14 protein-coding genes are annotated in these 16,649 nt (G+C 57.6%); 5 read left to right on the top strand and 9 right to left on the bottom strand.

Going from position 1 to position 16,649, the window contains the following annotated elements; genetic code table 11:
* Nucleotides 1-29: 29 nt before the first annotated feature.
* The 7 genes from ACIQWS_RS18485 to ACIQWS_RS18455 form a co-directional block, all read right to left on the bottom strand.
* Nucleotides 30-1,028 (bottom strand): LacI family DNA-binding transcriptional regulator, encoded by a 999-nt coding sequence (locus tag ACIQWS_RS18485; protein WP_346304890.1) that lies wholly within the window; start codon nucleotides 1,026-1,028, stop codon nucleotides 30-32.
* A gap of 137 nt (nucleotides 1,029-1,165) precedes the next feature.
* Complete coding sequence (locus tag ACIQWS_RS18480) at nucleotides 1,166-1,936, bottom strand: TIM barrel protein (RefSeq protein WP_403182681.1); 771 nt, start codon at nucleotides 1,934-1,936, stop codon at nucleotides 1,166-1,168.
* 46 nt (nucleotides 1,937-1,982) lie between these two features.
* Nucleotides 1,983-3,989, bottom strand: coding sequence for an aldo/keto reductase (locus ACIQWS_RS18475; RefSeq protein ID WP_403182678.1), 2,007 nt, complete (start codon nucleotides 3,987-3,989; stop codon nucleotides 1,983-1,985).
* A gap of 62 nt (nucleotides 3,990-4,051) precedes the next feature.
* Nucleotides 4,052-5,140 (bottom strand): ABC transporter ATP-binding protein, encoded by a 1,089-nt coding sequence (locus ACIQWS_RS18470; RefSeq protein ID WP_403182675.1) that lies wholly within the window; start codon nucleotides 5,138-5,140, stop codon nucleotides 4,052-4,054.
* 11 nt (nucleotides 5,141-5,151) lie between these two features.
* Complete coding sequence (locus ACIQWS_RS18465; RefSeq protein ID WP_403182673.1) at nucleotides 5,152-5,988, bottom strand: carbohydrate ABC transporter permease; 837 nt, start codon at nucleotides 5,986-5,988, stop codon at nucleotides 5,152-5,154.
* Nucleotides 5,985-6,845: a sugar ABC transporter permease gene (locus ACIQWS_RS18460; RefSeq protein WP_346304925.1), complete on the bottom strand. Its 861-nt coding sequence runs from the start codon at nucleotides 6,843-6,845 to the stop codon at nucleotides 5,985-5,987. Before ACIQWS_RS18460 ends, ACIQWS_RS18465 begins: the two co-directional genes overlap by 4 nt.
* A 79-nt stretch (nucleotides 6,846-6,924) precedes the next feature.
* Nucleotides 6,925-8,205, bottom strand: a complete 1,281-nt coding sequence (locus tag ACIQWS_RS18455) for an ABC transporter substrate-binding protein (RefSeq protein WP_403182668.1) — start codon at nucleotides 8,203-8,205, stop codon at nucleotides 6,925-6,927.
* An 86-nt stretch (nucleotides 8,206-8,291) separates the two neighbouring features.
* Here ACIQWS_RS18455 and ACIQWS_RS18450 point away from each other — a divergent pair, with 86 nt between their 5' ends.
* Both ACIQWS_RS18450 and ACIQWS_RS18445 read left to right on the top strand, forming a co-directional pair.
* Nucleotides 8,292-9,215, top strand: a complete 924-nt coding sequence (locus tag ACIQWS_RS18450) for a helix-turn-helix domain-containing protein (RefSeq protein ID WP_403182665.1) — start codon at nucleotides 8,292-8,294, stop codon at nucleotides 9,213-9,215.
* Between the two features lie 254 nt (nucleotides 9,216-9,469).
* Nucleotides 9,470-10,144: a FadR/GntR family transcriptional regulator gene (locus ACIQWS_RS18445; protein WP_346304924.1), complete on the top strand. Its 675-nt coding sequence runs from the start codon at nucleotides 9,470-9,472 to the stop codon at nucleotides 10,142-10,144.
* Nucleotides 10,145-10,148: 4 nt separating this feature from the next.
* Here ACIQWS_RS18445 and ACIQWS_RS18440 read toward each other — a convergent pair whose 3' ends face one another.
* Both ACIQWS_RS18440 and araD1 read right to left on the bottom strand, forming a co-directional pair.
* Nucleotides 10,149-10,919, bottom strand: a complete 771-nt coding sequence (locus tag ACIQWS_RS18440) for an SDR family NAD(P)-dependent oxidoreductase (protein WP_403182661.1) — start codon at nucleotides 10,917-10,919, stop codon at nucleotides 10,149-10,151.
* A gap of 65 nt (nucleotides 10,920-10,984) precedes the next feature.
* Nucleotides 10,985-11,977, bottom strand: coding sequence for an AraD1 family protein (gene araD1 / locus ACIQWS_RS18435; RefSeq protein ID WP_403182656.1), 993 nt, complete (start codon nucleotides 11,975-11,977; stop codon nucleotides 10,985-10,987).
* Between the two features lie 329 nt (nucleotides 11,978-12,306).
* On the opposite strand from araD1, the gene chvE reads away from it, so the two are divergent.
* From chvE to mmsB, 3 genes are all read left to right on the top strand, one after another.
* Entirely contained in the window at nucleotides 12,307-13,362 is a 1,056-nt protein-coding gene (gene chvE / locus ACIQWS_RS18430) for a multiple monosaccharide ABC transporter substrate-binding protein (protein WP_288191311.1), read from the top strand.
* Between the two features lie 174 nt (nucleotides 13,363-13,536).
* Nucleotides 13,537-15,066, top strand: a complete 1,530-nt coding sequence (gene mmsA, locus ACIQWS_RS18425; RefSeq protein ID WP_403182651.1) for a multiple monosaccharide ABC transporter ATP-binding protein — start codon at nucleotides 13,537-13,539, stop codon at nucleotides 15,064-15,066.
* On the top strand, nucleotides 15,063-16,262 hold the full coding sequence (mmsB, locus tag ACIQWS_RS18420; RefSeq protein ID WP_346304881.1) for a multiple monosaccharide ABC transporter permease: 1,200 nt from the start codon (nucleotides 15,063-15,065) through the stop codon (nucleotides 16,260-16,262). The genes mmsA and mmsB overlap by 4 nt, the downstream gene beginning before the upstream one ends.
* Nucleotides 16,263-16,649 lie beyond the last annotated feature (387 nt).

The following is a 16,649-nucleotide window of genomic DNA, read 5'->3' as shown; positions in this document are numbered from 1 at the left end:
GGGCATCGTTCCCGGCCTTTGCTTCTCGATCAGGAGCTTGACCGCGCGACGAAATAGGTCGGCACCTGGATGAGTTTCTCGCCCGCGTTGAACAGGGCTGGTTCCCGCAGAAACTTCAGGATTTCATCGATATAGGCGGCCTTGTCGTAACCGATGGATGAAATCGGATAGGCCTCATATTCCGCCAGGGTCACGTCGTCGAAGCCGTAGAGACGGAATGTCCGCGGCCGGTTGTCCGGAAAGTCGTTCCGGTGCACATCGAGAACACCCATGGCCATCGCGTCGGATGTGCAGAACACCGCGTCCGCTGTTTGCCAATCGGACGAGGATGCCACATGGCGGCCGCTCTGGTAGGAATAGTCACCACGCAGTTCTGCGACCAGCCTGATGTCCTGGCGCTGCAGTTCCGATTTGTAGACGGCGATGCGCGTCTGTTCGACCGGCGAGGCGGACCGGCCAGTCACGAGGAGTGCACTGCGCACGCCCTTGTTTCGCGCATCAGTGACCGCTGCGGCAATCCCCACCTGCTCATCGGGAATGATGGCGGGAGAGCTCACATCCCGCATGCCGTTAAGCATCAGGACGCTGTCGTTGCGGAACATTTTCCGCACCGTTTCCGCATCGGCGAAATCCGAAAACACGAGGGCTGCATCGACGTGATAGGCAATGCCGTTGCGCAGGAACTCGTCTATTCGTTCGGCCGAGCCGACGCGGACAAAGATCACCTGTTTGCCGATGGACTGGATCTGGCTGATCAGGAGATCGAACAGGTCAAGGTCCGAGAGATCATGGATGTGGTTGACGATGACGGCAACGAGATTGACGGTCTTCGTGGTCAGGCTCCGCGCCAGGAGGTTGGGTTTGAAGCCAAGCTTGGCAGCCGCTGCCAATACCCGCTCCCGTTTGTCTGCCGAGACGGGCCTTGGTTCACTTGACAGCGCCCGGGACGCGATGGCGCGGGAGACACCCGCCAGTTCGGCGACATCCGCAATGGTTGGCAGGGTGTGACGTTTGCGCGGATCGGTCATGGATATCGGCATCCTTCATGTCTGATCCGCTCTTTGGTGTTGCCAAAAACCATGCGTTGATGGCCAGCAGGCAGGAAGCAAGGATCGATCCATGCTTACCCGCTTCCCCCTCAGCACTTCAATAGCAAAACACGCTTCTAACGTGGGCCAAGTGTGCGGAACGTCATCTCCAGACTCGATTGTGTGTCGGCGGTTGGCCGGTACTCCAGCCCGACAAATCCATTGTAGCCGTTGTCAAACAGCCAATGCAGGGATTTTGACAATTCCAGTGTGCCGCTGCCGGGCTCATTGCGGCCGGGATGGTCAGCAATATGGACATGGGCAACGTGGTCGATCCGGTCTTTGAGCACCTCTGCCGTCGCTTCTCCCATGACGAGAGAATGGTAGATATCGTAGACAATCCGGATTTCCGGACGGTTTACTTCATCGATAATATCAAGGCCTTCAACCGTTGAATGAAGAAAATAGCCCTTGTGGTCAATGAGGGTATTGAGTGGTTCAAGCCCCAGCACAACGCCGGTTCCAGCCAGCACATCGGCCGCCTGTGTCAGGCAATCGACCAAGGCCTGATGTTGTTCGGCGCGGGTGCGGCCGGGAAGATCATCCCCGGCCTGCGCGATGAGCACCTTGGCACCCAGCCGGTTCGCCATTTCGGCGCTGGCCCGCAGACCAACCAGAAAGGCATCATGGGACGCAGGATCGGTCAGCGGAATCATTGGCTCCGCGACGAGACTGGACAACGCAAGTTTTGTCTCAGCCAGCGCTTTTTCGACCGCCGGTATGTCCTTTTCCGTCCATTTCCAGAACTCGACCGCGTCAAGCCCGGCATCCCTTGCCAGGCGGATGCGGTTGGCGAAATCAGGCGACTCGGGAGCGAACAACCACTCGATACATGCCGAATACTTCATCGCTTCCCCCTTGCTGATTTTATCCTCCTGCTTGCCACATCCACGCCTATCCTTCCAGCCATTTCACCTGATCCGGGGTCAGATTGATGTCGAGTGCCGAAAGGCTGTCTTCAAGCTCGCCAAGTGTCCGGGGGCCGATAAGCGGAATGACAGGGAAGGGCTGGGCAAGCACATAGGCGAGAGCCACGTGGATGGGATTACGGCCGAGTTTACCTGCCAGTTCTATGGCGCGATCACGCCGGCCAAAGTTCTTGTCGGAATACCAGACGCGAACCAGCTCCTCATCGTCCCGCTTGTCACGGCCTGCGCGGTCGGTAAAGAAGCCGCGCCCCTGGCTTGACCAGGCAAAGTTCGGCATCTGCTTCGCGTTCAGCCACTTTTTCCAATCCTCATCCGAGGCTGCGACACAACCGGCCCAGATCGGGTCCAGCATTTCGGCGAGCGAGAAATTGTTCGACAGGGCACCGGGTGCTGTCTTGCCGTTCTTCGCCGCATAGGCAATAGCCTCGTCCATGCGTTCCCGCGTCCAGTTCGACCCGCCGAACGGGCCGCGAATCCGGCCTGCCCGAACCTCGGCATCCATGGCGTCGACAAATTCGCCGACGGGAATATCGGGGTTGTCGCGGTGCATGAAATAGACGTCGACATGATCAGTCTTCAGGCGGTCAAGCGACCGGGAGAGCTGTTTGCCAATGGCATCGGGATAGCAGAGCGGCGAATGGGCCCCCTTGCCGATGAGGACAATATCCTCCCGTGGAACGGAGCGGCTGGTGTGCCAGTCGCCGAAGATTTCCTCCGTCTTTCCCCCGGCATAGATATAGGCCGTATCGAACAGATTGCCGCCTGCCTCGTAATAGGCGTCCAGGGTCAGGGAACCGGCGGCAAAATTCGGGAAGAACTCAAATCCGAGCGCCACGGATGATGCAGGTTTCGCAAGACCCGGGATTGCCCTCTTGGGTACGCTTTTGCCTTGCACAGGCACATTGCCGGAGATTGTGGTTGTTCGTTTGGCAGCTTTTTCAATGCTGTATTCGAGTCCGATAGAAGCACGCCATTGATCCAGCACCTGCAGATTGCCGAGCGAGTCCGCCCAGCTCATGCCGGGTGGTGCAAATTCCTGCCGTTTCTCGCGGATGGCACTGCCTGCCGCATCCACCTCAAAGGCATAAAGCCAGCGGTCTTCCACTACTTCGATAGTCTCATGCACACCGCCGGGCCGGAAAATCTCGATCTTGCCCGTGCCGCCCTGTTGACCGGAGGCATACCAGAAATCCCCAACCTCGATGCGGCCCTGTGCGCCGATGATACGAAGTGTATTGTCCTGCTCCGCCATGATCGAGCAGGAGACCTCGGCAACAATACCGTTCGGGAATTTAAGCAGGGCAGACGCCCATTCGTCGACACCTGTCTGGCCAAGATGAGCGGCGCCTGCAACAGATTCCGGTTCGAGAAATGGTTTGCCTTCGACGCTGCCCGCAATCAGCCGTGCCATGGAAACGGGATAGCAGCCGACGTCGAGGATACCGCCGCCTGCCGTCTCATTGGCGAACAACCGGTGCTCCGGTTTGACGCTGCCCATGTTGAAACCGAAACTTGATCGGATGATACGGATATCGCCGATGATACCGCTTTTGACGAGTTCGATCAGTTTGGCGGTTTGCGGGTGAACCCGGTACATGAAGGCTTCACCAGCAAACACACCTGCCTTGCGGGCTTCATGGAAGATCGCATCGGCGTCATAGGCGCTGAGAGCAATGGGCTTTTCAACGAGCACATGCTTGCCGGCGCGGATGGTTTTGATCGCCCATTTGGCATGGCCGGTGTGCGGCGTCGCGATATAGACGGCGTCGATTTCTGGATCATTCAGCAATGCTTCATAGCCACTGACGATGCGGGCGCCGGGGAAATGGGCCGCGAGTTCCGGCTTGTCCGGATTGCGCGAGGCAATCGCGATGAGCTTTCCCGTTGCCGAATGGGCAACGCCACTGGCAAAGGTGCGCGCTATGGTGCCGGGGCCGATAATGCCCCAGCGGATCGTTGGTGTGTCAGTCATGCTTGATCCTCTTTGGGTGAGTTGCGGCCACCGGGAGTGTGACCGGAAAAGCGAAGTCCGGTTTATCGAAGCCTGTTTCCTGCACTGTCGAACAGCAGGGCGTGGCTGGATTTGATGGCGATGGTCAGCGTGTCCGTCTTGAGTTCGTTGCGCGATTCCTCACGCTCGATGATCAATTGTTCGCCGCCGGCGACGTTGGCGTAGATGTAACTGGTGTTGCCGAGATGTTCGGCAACATCCACCGTGACGGTCATGTCGGCATCCCCCTGACCCGCCTTGGTGAAGTGCTCGGGACGCACGCCGAGCGTTACCTTATCGCCGATTGCAGGAGGCGGATTGTTCATGGGCAGGGTGAGACGGATTTTGCCCTGATTTACGAGGGTGATGGTGATGCTGTCAGGATTCGCCGCAACAACCTCGGCGCTCATGAAGTTCATTTTCGGCGACCCAACGAAACCGGCCACAAACTGGTTGGATGGGTTGTCGTAGAGATCGAGCGGTGCGCCGATCTGTTCAATGTTACCGCCCCGCAGCACCACGATCTTGTCTGCCAGCGTCATGGCTTCGGTCTGGTCATGGGTCACGTAGATCATGGTCGTACCCAGTTCCTTGTGCAGGCGGGAAATCTCGACGCGCATCTGCACCCGCAGCTCCGCATCAAGGTTGGAAAGCGGTTCATCAAACAGGAAAACCCGTGGTTCGCGGACGATGGCGCGGCCGATGGCAACGCGCTGGCGCTGTCCGCCTGACAGCTGCTTCGGGCGGCGTTGCATCAGCTCCTTGATCTGAAGAATGTCCGCCACCTTCCGGACGCGGCGATCCGTATCGGCCTTGGGGTTGCCGGTCATGCGCAGGCCGAAGGCGAGATTCTGCTCGACCGTCATGTGCGGGTACAACGCATAGGACTGGAACACCATGGCGATACCGCGGTCGGCAGGCTCGACGTCATTGACCAGCGTATCACCGATATGGATTTCGCCGTCCGTTATGTGTTCAAGGCCGGCAATCATGCGCAAGAGCGTGGACTTGCCACAGCCGGAGGGGCCGACGAAGACGACGAACTCGCCATCGGCCACATCAAGGCTGGCATTGCGGATGATCTCGTAGGAACCGAAACGTTTGATGACATTCCTGAGTGAAAGTTCGGCCATGCGGCGTTTCCCTATTTGATGGCGCCGGCGGCGATGCCGGCGATGAAGTGGCGCTGCAGAAGAATGAAAATGACGAGGATCGGGGCCGTGAGCATGACGGCCCCGGCCATGATGCCGCCCCACGACACCTTGGTGAGACCGATCAATGTTCCGAGCGCAACGGGAGCGGTCAGCATGCCCGGCCGGGAATTGATCAGCAGCGGCCAGAGGTAATTGTTCCAGGATGCAAGGAAGAGAATGATCGCGAGTGCCGCCATGGTAGGCCGTGCCAGAGGCAGGGCAATGCGCAGGAAGATCTGCCATTCCTTGACCCCTTCCACCCGCGCGGCATCGAAGAGTTCAGCCGGCATCATGGAAAAGGCCTGCCGCATGAACAGCACGCCCAGCGAATTGAAGAGCGGCGGGACGATGAGCGCAATCCATGTGTTCGCCATCTTGAACTCCCGCGCCACCATGATGAATTGCGGGATCACCACGACGAAATAGGGCAGGGTGATCGTGCCGAGAATGATCGCGATGACCAGCGACTTGCCGACGAATTGGTACCGGGCCAGGGCCCAGCCTGCCATGGAGGTGAGCAGGACCGACAGGATTGTGTAGATGATCGCGACGCCGATGGAGATTGTCAGGGCGCGGATGAAATCCGTATCCGCCTGCAGATTGCTGAAATTCTCCAGAAAATGCGTGGATGGGAGAAGTTCGATCTGCGCGCTGAAAATGCCGGAGTCCGGCATCGTCGCGAACACGAACATCATCCAGAGCGGAAACAGCCAGATGATCGCCAGCGGGATGAGGGCGCCATGCAGTGCCAGCGAGCGGACCAGGGTCGAGCGTGACTGAGACTTCATTTCTCGTCCCTCCCGATCCAAAGATTGAGCAGCGAAATCAGCACCGCCAGCGCCGCCATGGTGTAGGCGATCGCCGAAGCGTAGCCGAAATTGAGCGAGGTGAAGCCTTGCCTGTACAGGAATAGCCCAAGGGTTTCCGTGCCGCCGCCGGGTCCGCCACGGTTGGTGATCAGCATCGGCTCGGTGAAGAGCTGCATGGAGCCGATGATCGACAGGATGACACAGAAAAGGATGATCGGCTTCAGAAGCGGCAGTGTGATGTAGATGAACTGCCGGGCCTTGCCCACGCGATCCAGCGTTGCGGCTTCGTAGACGTCGCCGGGGATGGACTGAAGCCCGGCCAGAATGAGGATCGCATTGTATCCGGCCCAGCGCCATGTCACTGCGATGATAAGAAGCGCCATGGCCGCGGGGGCGTCCGCAAACCATGAAATCGAAGCTATGCCGACACTGTTCAGCAGCTTGTTGATGACACCGAAATCAAGATTGAACATGAGACGGAACACGGCGGCATAGGCGACTTCACCGACCACGATGGGTGCGAAGAAGGCAAAGCGGAAAAGGCCGCGTGCTCTGAGGAGTGGAGAATTGAGCAGCACTGCCATGACGGTCGCCAGCGTGATCATCACCGGAACCTGAACGGTCAGGATGATCATCGTGTTCTTCAGCGCATTGTAGAAGGCGGGATCGTTGAACAGACGGCCCCAGTTGGCGCCAAAACTGAAAACCCAGGGGTTCACACGGGTGTTCTGAAACGACATCAGAAATGAGCTGATGATCGGCCATATCCAGAAGGCCGCAAAAATCATGAGATAGGGGGCAAGGAACCCATAGGCGGCCCGGTTGCGCAGCTGCATCGATTGTCCTCCACGACGGATAGTCAGGTCTTCCAACGGGATGCCGGACAGGCGCTCCCACTCCTGTCTGGCGCCAAGCTCATTGAGCGATTGGCAGTCCTGTTGCCGATGCAATCTGGTTTGCTGCATCATCCAGCGCAGCCTTTGCGTCGGGATATCCTCCTGCAAAATATTTGGTTTGGGTTGCCTTGTAGATGCCGTTTGCATCACCTTGAAACGCGGTGCCGCGACCGGCCACAATCTTTGGCAATGTGCCAAGAATATCGGTCCAGATTGCCTGCCCGCCCCAATAGGGCTGTGCTTCGGACACGAAGGGCTGCTTCTCGGCGCTGAGCAGCGAGGGTACAAGACCGAAGTTCTTGAGCATGGTGATCTGTCCCTCATCGGTGCCGAGGACGTAATTCAGATAGGTCCAGGCCGCTGCCTTGTTCGGCGAGCCGCTGCTGATTGCCAATGACGAACCGCCGACATTGGCCGCATGGGCCCCGTTGGGTGTAAGACTTGGCATGAGGTAGACGCCCCATTTGCCGGCAAGTTTGGGAGAGTTGGTGCGGATGGTACCCTCATACCAGCCGCCATAGAGCTGGCTTGCGACGGTGCCGGCGGTATTGGCCTGAACCTTTTCGTCCCAGTTGGCCGCCGTGAGCGTGCCTGCGTCCTTCATCTGCTTGATCTTCTCCAGCGTGGCAATGCATGCGGGCTGGTTGATCGTGATGGTCTGGCCATCGGCGGAAAAGAAGCCGCAACCCTGCTCGTTGGAGATCATACGGAACCATTCGCTGTCGCCGTTGAAGTCCGCCTGAGCCATGACAACACTGGGGTTGGCAGCGGCAATTTTCTTGCCGGCGGCGATGAAATCATCCCAGGTCACTATGCTCTTGGGATCCACGCCAGCCTTTTCGTAATAGTCGCGCCGGTAAAAAACGGCGACGGGACCGGAGTCCCATGGCATGGCATAGGGGACATCCCCGGCTTCCAGCTCGGTCCGTTTGAAATCCGGGAATTTGGCTTGTATGTCGCTGGTGTAGCCAAGTTCCTTCAGATTGGTGAAGCAATCGGGAAAGCGGTTCCAGAAAATCTCGGCCTTGTAATTCTCGATCGTGACGATATCCGGCAGGCCACCCCCGCCTGCAGCACAGGCTGCGAGTGTCTTGTCAAAGACCTGGTTGTTGCCAAGATCCTGAACATTCACCTTTATATCCGGAAACTGCTTGTTGAAGCCTTCCAGCGATGCTTTCAGGGAAGAAGCCGCGATATCCCAGCTCCAGACGGTAATTTCGGTTGGCTGGGCCGAAGCGGTCGCCGAACCCATGCCCAATGCTGCGACAAGTGCTGTCGCGCCAAGAAATTTGAAGCTCATTGAAAATCCTCCCTTTTCAATTGCCCGATCTTTGCGAACATGGCTACACTAGCGGCAAGGGAGCGCCTGTCTCTCACAAAGGGAACATGAATTGGGCGGAAAGTAAGATGGGAGAAAGGCCGATCTATCAGCCAGGGGCGAGCAGTGTCGAAGGGTTGCCGACAGCCCTGCAAATGTTTCACAATCACCCGCTCGTCATGGCCATGCCGCATTGGCACGCACAGGTCGAGGTCAACTACGTCATTCGCGGTTCCGTGCATTATCGGATGAAGGATCACAAAATCCGCCTCAATGCGGGTGACATGTGCCTGTTCTGGGGCGGTCAGCCGCACCGGATGGACGAATCCTCCGACGATTCGATTTACGCGGGCGCGCATCTGCCGCTCGTGTATTTCTTTCGCATGCGTCTGCCGGAGAGTGTGCCAAGTCGGTTGATGCAGGGTGCAACCCTTGTCACCGCTGCAACCGACGCGGCCGATAGGGAAAACTTTACGCGATGGTATAGCTATGCCCAGTCGGGGGATCCGGTGAAGGCGGAACATGCGGTCAATGAACTGCTTCTGCGGATCGAACGCATTGGCTTCGAGCCTTATAGCCTGGTGCCTGATTGCCCGAATATGTCTGCTGGTGAGCCATCCAGTCAGCAGTCGTCCAGGGCGGTTGCGCGGATGTGTGATTTTATAGCAGGCAACTTTCTGCAGGATATTGACTCGATCGACATAGCCACGTCGGCGGGGCTTCATCCCAAATATGCGATGAGCGTGTTCAAGAAATCGACCGGCATGACATTGAACAATTATGTGAGTCTTCTCAGGCTGTCCTACGCGCAGGCCATGCTGCTGCAGGACAGGGCGAATGTGCTGCAGGTCGCGATGGACAGCGGGTTTGGCTCGCTCAGCGCCTTCAACAAGTCGTTCCGCAATATTGCCGGCATGTCCCCATCGGACTTCCGGCGTGATCTGCGCAGCGGAGGGCAATTGACCGGCGGGGCGGCTGGATTTCAAGGGTAGCGCCTATGGCAAGCGGCAGCGGATTTGTGTGTTGTTCAGATTGAGAATTGTTATTGATCATATAATATTATAAATAGTGGTCAGGGAGGAACTGGCGAAGCAGACTGCGTCCACGAAGCACGTGGAGCCGATCAATATTTGCTTCAGCGTCAAGAAGCAAATCGCCAGTCACAGGGATACAATTGGTCGAAAACGAACTCAGCAATTATGATTTTCGTACGGCGGGTCATTCGCGTACGCATCACGGCCACGTCATGCGCGATCTTGGCCTGCGGATCGTCAACGGGTCCTATCCCGAGAACAGCATTCTGCCGGGGGACGCGGAACTACTCGAGCGCTTTGGCGTGTCGCGCACCGTTCTGCGCGAGGCGTTGAAGACCCTCGCAGCAAAGGGGCTCATCCAGCCCAAGGCCAAGATCGGCACCCGCGTGCTGGAGCGCTCCAACTGGAACCTTTTCGATCCGGATATTCTCGTCTGGCATTTCGAGGCCGGTGCCAGCGCCGCCTTCCTGTCGAGCATCGTGGAAATGCGTCTGGCGCTGGAACCGGAAGCTGCCGGTCTTGCCGCACTGCGGCGCACCGAAGCGCAGCTTGCCAAGCTCTACGAATGGGTTGAGCAGATGGGCAGCACGCGGGAATCGCCAGCCCATTTTGTTCATAGCGACCTGCAGTTCCACATTGCCATTGCGGAAGCCTCAGGCAATCCGTTCATGCGCTCGATCAGTGCCCTGATCGAGGTGGCGCTGGTGACAACCTTCACGATCAGCTCGCCCATACCCAACACAGAGCGTCACATGCATTCGGTTGCACGGCACAGGGCCATCGCCGATGCCATCAGAGACCGGGACGTGGCGGCGGCCAAGGAAGCCATGCGCGGCGTTATTCAGGATGGCGCCGAACGCGTCCTCGCAGCCTCGGGCCCGGACTAGAGCCTTAGACCCATCCGCCGTCGACGATGAAGTTCTGGGCGGAACACATTCTGGAATCATCCGATGCGAGAAACAGCACCATGCGGGCGATATCATCCGGCATGACCCGTCCAGCCAGGCATTGGCTGCGGTCAATCAATTCATTGGCCGCATCGTCGACCCACAGATCGAGCTGGCGCTGGGTCATCACCCATCCGGGCACGAGCGTGTTGACGCGGATAGCGTGTTTGCCAAGATCGCGGGCAAAGGAGCGCGTGAGGCCGTGGACGGCCGACTTGGCAGAGGCGTAGCCGGGATATCCTCCCGACGCCATCATCCAGCCGACGGAGCCGAAATTGATGATGGAACCGCCGCCCGCGGCAATCATTGCCGGCGCAACTGCCTGGATGGCGAAAAACATATGGCGCAGATTCACCGCAATGCGCTGATCGAAATACTCCGGTGTCACCTCACGCCAGTCATGGCGTGTGTCGTTGGCGGCATTGTTCACGAGAACCGTTGTCGCGCCTTGGATGTCCTCGATTGCGCGGATTGTCCTTTGATAGGCACCAATATCCGTCACGTCGGCGGCACGAAATGTTACGTTGCCGCCTGAGGCATTCAGTTCGTCAGCAAGTTTCCTGCCCTCCGCTTCGGCAAGATCAATAAATCCCACCCTGGCGCCTTCCGCCGCAAAGGCGCGGACGATCATCTCGCCGATACCCGTCGCACCGCCGGAAATGAAAACTGGCTTGCCGGACAGGCCGGGATAGCGTGCGAAAACGGACGGCGTCATTGTCATCATCTGTACCGATTATTGTTGCGGGCAGGGCGTGCGGACCTGTCTGGCAGTTTTGCACCTTAAAGTGTAGCCACTTTCACCTTTACCGGCTTTTGTATTTTCAGCGGATTGCGCAAGGGCAGGCCGAAGGCGGGGGCTTCGATTTCAAAGACGTCGCCATTCTCTGTCTTGATGCCATCGGCGAAGGACAGCGTTGCGGTTCCGAACATGTGGACATGGACATCGCCGGGCTGGCGGAAAACCGGATACTTGAAATGATGATGTTCGAGATTGGCAATCGTGTGGGACATGTTGTCCTCACCGGACAGGAAAGGCTTTTCCCAGATCGTCTTGCCGTTGCGCAGGATACGCGAACTGCCGCGAATGTCGGCCGGCAGATCACCGACGATCAACTCCGGTCCCAGGGAACAGGGGCGCAGTTTGGAGTGAGCCAGAAAGAGATAATTGACGCGCTCGGTGACATGATCGGAGAATTCATTGGCGAGTGCAAAGCCGATGCGGAACGGCGTGCCGTCGGAACCGATCACATAGATACCGGCAATCTCCGGTTCTTCGCCGGCGTCTTCGGCAAAGGCTGGAGACAAAAGCGGCTGCCCCGGCCCGGCGAGCATCGTGCCATTGCCCTTGTAGAACCATTCCGGCTGCACGCCGGTCTGTCCCTTTCTGGGTTTGCCGCCTTCAAGACCCATGCGGAACATCTTCATCGAATCGGTCAGGGTCTCTTCCTTGGCATCATCGATCTTGCGGTGCATGGCATCGCGCGTCGCTGCGGATCCAAGATGGGTCAGGCCCGTTCCCGTCAGATGGATGTGGGCCGGATCATGCGTATCGATGGGCGACAGCAACCGTCCTTCGGCATAGGCGGCCTCAATATCGAGCACTTTGCCCAGCCCGCGCTCTTCGACGATCCTGGAGAGGGAGGTCTTGGCTTCAATGGCGGCGTGCGCGAGTTCGAGAATCGACCGGGTCCGCTTCACGTGCCGGAACGTATCATCCACCCGCGCGGCAACCTGCCGCTTCCCATTGGCATTGAGCAATTGAACCAAATTCACGTCTGTCCTCCCGGGGAATTGTCGTGTGAAGCAAGCGCCGCTTCACTTCATTCTTGACTTTTAGCGAGTGATTTTTGAAAAATACTATAATAGTATTATATCGATGTAAACGGTTGCGAGCTCGGTTTTCTGATTGTGCTGGTGGCCCGCCGGGAAAGACTTTTTGCTGTGGTTCGAAAGGACTATTCCAAAAGTCATACTTTTGAGATAAGTGTTGCAAGGATCGTGCTCTGGGAGGAGCTGGAGGCTGATACGAAGACGATTCCGCCCGGAAAACATGCTCGACTAAAATAGCGTCCATTAGGGAAATTGGGAGGATACCAGTGAAAATGTTTAAGATGGTTGCTGCAGGCCTGATCGCGCTTTCTGCGATGGGTACGCAGGGTTTTGCTCAGGACAAGGGCGCCGTTGGCATCTCGATGCCGACGAAATCCTCCGCACGCTGGATTGCTGACGGAGACAATATGGTGAAGGCGCTCAAGGAACGCGGCTACACCACCGACCTGCAATATGCGGAAGATGACATTCCAAACCAGCTTGCCCAGATCGAAAACATGGTCACCAAGGGCGTGAAGGTTCTGGTCATCGCGGCCATCGACGGCACCACGCTGTCCAATGTGCTGCAGCAGGCGCATGATGCGAACATCAAGGTCATTTCCTATGACCGCCTGATCCGCGATTCCGGCAATGTCGACTACTACACGACGTTTGACAATTTTCAGGTTGGTGTCCTGCAGGCCGGATCGCTCGTGAAGGCACTTGGTCTTCCCGAAGCAAAGGGCCCGTTCAACATCGAACTGTTCGGCGGCTCACCCGACGATAACAACGCCTTCTTCTTCTACAATGGCGCCATGTCCGTGCTTCAGCCTCTGATCGACAGCGGCAAGCTCGTCGTCCAGTCCGGCCAGACTGGTATGGACAAAGTCGGTACGCTGCGCTGGGATGGCGCGGTCGCCCAGGCTCGCATGGATAATCTTCTTTCCGCCTATTACACGGACAAGAAGGTCAACGCCGTTCTGTCGCCTTATGATGGCCTGTCGATCGGTATCCTCTCGTCGCTGCGCGGTGTCGGCTACGGCACCAAGGACCAGCCGTTCCCGTTTGTTTCCGGGCAGGATGCCGAAGTTCCCTCTGTGAAGTCGATCATCGCCGGCGAACAGTATTCCACGATCTACAAGGATACGCGTGAACTGGCCAAGGTAACGTCGAATGTCATCGACAAGGTGCTGAAGGGCGAGCAGCCGGAGATCAACGACACCAAAACCTACAACAATGGTGTCAAGGTTGTTCCATCCTATCTCCTGAAGCCGGTGGAAGTGGACAAGACCAACTGGAAGGAAATCCTGATTGGCGGCGGTTATTACACCGAAGCCCAGATCAAATAAGTCTTGGATATCCGGCAAACCCTGCGCATCATTGCGCAGGGTTTGTTGTTACGCCGGTCGTGATACCTGCCAAGAATATTCCGCTGGTGTGCGACCGCTGGGTTTCTATAAGTTTGCCAAGAGAAACGCCGTCTGAGCCTATAATGCTGCTCGCAGGCGTCGATGAGGATCTGCATGGATACTATCCTCGAAATGCGCAATATCACCAAAACCTTTCCCGGGGTGAAAGCGCTCAACAATGTCAATCTGAATGTCCGCAAGGGCGAGATTCACGCGCTCGTCGGCGAGAACGGTGCGGGAAAATCAACCCTCATGAAAGTGTTGAGCGGTGTCTATCCGCATGGCAGCTATGAGGGTGAAATTCACTATAACGGGCAGGAACAGCACTTTCGCGATATCGGCGACAGTGAAGCGAAAGGCATTATCATCATTCATCAGGAGCTGGCGCTTGTGCCGCTTCTGTCCATTGCCGAGAACATCTTCCTGGGCAATGAACCGGCAAAATTCGGCATTATCGACTGGCATGCTGCGGAAACCCGCACGCGTGCGCTGCTCAAGAAGGTCGGCCTGCGCGAAGATCCGCAGACGCTGATCACCAATCTCGGCGTCGGCAAGCAGCAGCTGGTGGAAATCGCCAAGGCCCTGTCGAAAGAGGTCGAACTGCTCATTCTCGATGAGCCGACAGCCAGTCTGAATGAAAAGGACAGCGATGCGCTGCTTGAACTGCTGCTGGAATTCAAGGCGCAGGGTATTTCGTCGATCCTGATTTCCCACAAGCTGAACGAAGTCGGCAAGGTTGCCGACCGCATCACCGTGCTGCGCGACGGGGCGACGATCGAAACGCTGGACAAGGACGCGATCTCCGAGGACCGGATCGTGACCTCCATGGTCGGGCGCCAGCTGGCGGATCGCTTTCCCCAGCGCGAGCCGGATATTGGCGACGTCGTCTTTGAAGTGAAGGACTGGGTGGTTCACCATCACGTTCACAGCGACCGGACCGTCATCAACGGCATCAATCTCAACGTTCGCAAAGGCGAGGTCGTGGGGATCGCCGGGCTGATGGGGGCAGGGCGCACCGAATTTGCCATGAGTGTCTTCGGCAAGGCCTATGGCCGCAAGATCAGCGGCGAGGTTTTCATCAAGGGCAGGAAGGTGGATGTCTCGACCATCGGCAAGGCCGTCGAAAACGGCATCGCCTATGTCACGGAAGATCGCAAGACCTATGGGCTCAATCTGATCGACCACGTCAAGCACAACACCACCATCGTCAACCTCAACGCTGTGTCGCATGGTGGTGTGCTGGACGATATGGCGGAATTGAAAGTGGCCAATGAATACCGCCGCAAAACCAATATCCGCTCGTCCAGCATCTATCAGAAAACCGGCAACCTTTCCGGCGGCAACCAGCAGAAGGTTGTCCTGTCGAAATGGCTTTTTGCCAATCCGGACCTGCTGATGTTGGACGAGCCGACCCGCGGGATCGACGTCGGGGCAAAATATGAAATCTATTCCATCATCAACCAGCTGGTGAGCGAGGGCAAAAGCGTGCTGATGATCTCGTCGGAAATGCCGGAGCTGCTCGGCGTCTGTGACCGGATCTATGTGATGAACCAGGGAAGGATCGTCGGCGAAATGCCAGCCAAGGAAGCAAGCCAGGAAAAGATCATGCGCGCCATTATCCGTGCCGAAGGGAAAACATCATGACTGTTGAAACCGCAGCAACCCCGACGAAAACCGAAGCCAAGACGGACGGGTCGCCCATGAAGGGCAATCTGCGCGAATACGGGCTGGTGCTGGCGCTGATCCTGATCATGTTGTTCTTCCAGTTCACCACGAACGGCACGCTGTTCCGCCCGGTCAACCTGACCAACCTCGTCCTGCAGAACAGCTACATCATCATCATGGCCCTCGGCATGCTGCTGGTGATTGTCGCCGGTCACATCGATCTGTCGGTGGGGTCGGTCTCGGGATTTGTCGGTGGGCTTGCCGCCGTGATGATGGTGCAATGGCATATCCATTATATACCGGCGACAATCCTGTGCCTGATCATGGGCGGCCTCATCGGCGCGGCCCAGGGCTATTGGGTCGCCTATCACAAGATACCGTCCTTCATCGTGACCCTGGCAGGGATGCTCGTCTTCAAGGGGCTGGCCCTGTGGCTTCTTGGCGGCCAGTCCGTCGGACCGTTCCCGCCGCAGTTCCAGTTGCTCAGCTCCGGTTTCATTCCCGACGTCTTCGGTGGCGCCGGTTTCAACATCACCTCGATGCTGGTCGGCATCCTTCTCGTGGCGGCGATGATCTATTTCAGCCTGCGCGGCCGGGCCAAGCGCGAGAAGCATGGCTATCAGGGCGAGCCGTTTGCTCTGTTTGCCGCCAAGAACCTGATCATCGCCGGCATCATCCTGTTCCTGACTTATCTGCTGTCCTCCTATAAGGGCTTGCCGAATGTCCTGATCGTCATGTCGCTGCTGATCGCCCTGTTCGTTTTCGTGACGAAACGCATGACCGTCGGGCGGCGTATCTACGCCATGGGCGGCAACGAGAAGGCGGCAAAGCTGTCCGGCATCAAGACGGAGCGGCTGACCTTTCTTACCTTCGTCAATATGGGGGTTCTGGCCGCGCTGGCCGGGCTGATCTTTGCGGCTCGCCTCAACACGGCAACGCCGAAGGCCGGTCTCGGCTTCGAGCTCGACGTGATCGCCGCCGTCTTCATTGGCGGCGCGTCGGCGATGGGCGGTGTCGGGCAGGTGATGGGGGCCGTCATCGGCGCCTTCATCATGGGCGTCATGAACAATGGCATGTCGATCATGGGCGTCAACATCGACTGGCAGCAGGTGATTAAGGGGCTGGTCCTGCTCGCGGCCGTGGTGTTTGACGTCTATAACAAGAACAAGGGGTAAAACGCCCACCCTGTTCTGAATGCAACAGCCCGGTCTCAAGCCGGGCTGTTTGTTTTCACGCCCTGAGTCGGTTCATGTGGCTGGCCCGCTCATCTTCATCGCGGAAAAAACTGATATTTCCGTGCCGGGGAACCGGAAAACAGCTTATGGTTAACGGATTATAACTGTCACATTTCCCCTGTCTGGGAGCAGAATTCCCGTATTTGCTGGCTTCTTGGTGTGGTGTCGGTTGAGTTATCCCCAGGGGTTGCTTGGCTGATTTGAGAAAGTTTTGTTTTGTGCGTTTTTTTGGAAAAGGCGTGTTGACAGTTTTGGTTGGTGGGGTCTATATACCGACACAACGAGGGCGGGGCGCCGCTGGCGGTTGCTGAATGCGCCCTAAAGGAA

The sequence above is a fragment of the Phyllobacterium sp. NPDC097923 genome (assembly GCF_044760925.1).
GTDB lineage: Bacteria > Pseudomonadota > Alphaproteobacteria > Rhizobiales > Rhizobiaceae > Phyllobacterium > Phyllobacterium calauticae.
Note: the sequence above shows the minus strand (reverse complement) of the source record. Positions and strands in the feature narration are given on the sequence as shown.